The organism is Candidatus Accumulibacter vicinus, assembly GCF_000584955.1.
In the GTDB taxonomy this organism is placed as follows: domain Bacteria; phylum Pseudomonadota; class Gammaproteobacteria; order Burkholderiales; family Rhodocyclaceae; genus Accumulibacter; species Accumulibacter vicinus.
On the sequence record NZ_JDSS02000039.1, the window covers coordinates 24,848 to 25,820 of the forward strand.

Consider the following 973-nt stretch of genomic DNA (forward strand, 5'->3'; position numbering starts at 1 on the left):
GGCAATCGCCGTTTGCAAGGCGTGGTCCGTGAGACTGCTTGCGGGATGCAGCGGCGCATAGAGGCCCGGCAAAGTTCCTCGGGCGACGCTGGCGGAATCCCACACCTCCACCGCACTGCACAAAAATGCGTTATTGCCCGGATTGGGGTAGGTCGCCCCGGCATAGCCCATTCCCGGCGCCTGGAGTTGAGCGCCGTATTTTATCGGCTGGATCGCCGCGCCGGTGCCTAAATAACTGCGGGGCATGGCATGGCCGCTTTGGCTGTTAAACGACTGCAAAGAACTGCCGTTGCTGGCGGTCGCATTAACACCCGACACCAGCAAGGTTCGGTAGGCATCTCCGGCGTGATCGCTGTTGATGTCGCCGAACATCATCCCGATCTGGTTAGCCGCAGAACCATCCTGCTGCACGAGCAGATAAAACCCCTGCGAGTCCCCGACGATCATCCACGGCCTGGCCGTCGCGTTGGCGGCGTTGGATTTATGCCAATAGCCGCCGCCGCTTTGCTGAGCCTCGGTCGGGAACGGCTTGGTTCCGGCGTCAATATCCGTCATCGCTTCATAGCCGACGACGCGGGCATACGCGGCGGCGCTGGAGATTCCGGCGTCATCGATCCGCAGAAACATTCGGGAAGACAGCAGATCATCGGCCTGATAAGCGGCCTTGTTGGTCCCCGCATAGGCTTTGCTAAAGCCCAGCGGCGCACGTTTTGCGGTAATCGTTCCGGTGGCCGTTCCGTCCGCGATCCCGGTGGTGGCAAAGGTAAACGTCGCCGCGCCGGTGACGGTCACGCGCCAGTCGCCGTTCAGCGCCGCCGGAGTTGCCCCGGCAATGCGCACCACCGGCCCGACCGCGCCCAACATCGTCAGCCCATGCGGATTTTTAGTCGCCGTGGCGACGTTGCCGGTGACGGTCAGGCTATCGAGCGTCATCGTCGCGCCGCCTGCGGCATAGCCATGCACCAGGCAGGCG

Annotated in this window: 1 protein-coding gene; it reads right to left on the reverse strand. The window is 63.1% G+C overall.

Annotated features, from left to right (window positions below):
• On the reverse strand, positions 1–973 hold a 973-nt coding region (locus CAPSK01_RS17445; protein ID WP_273703984.1), incomplete at both ends, for a hypothetical protein.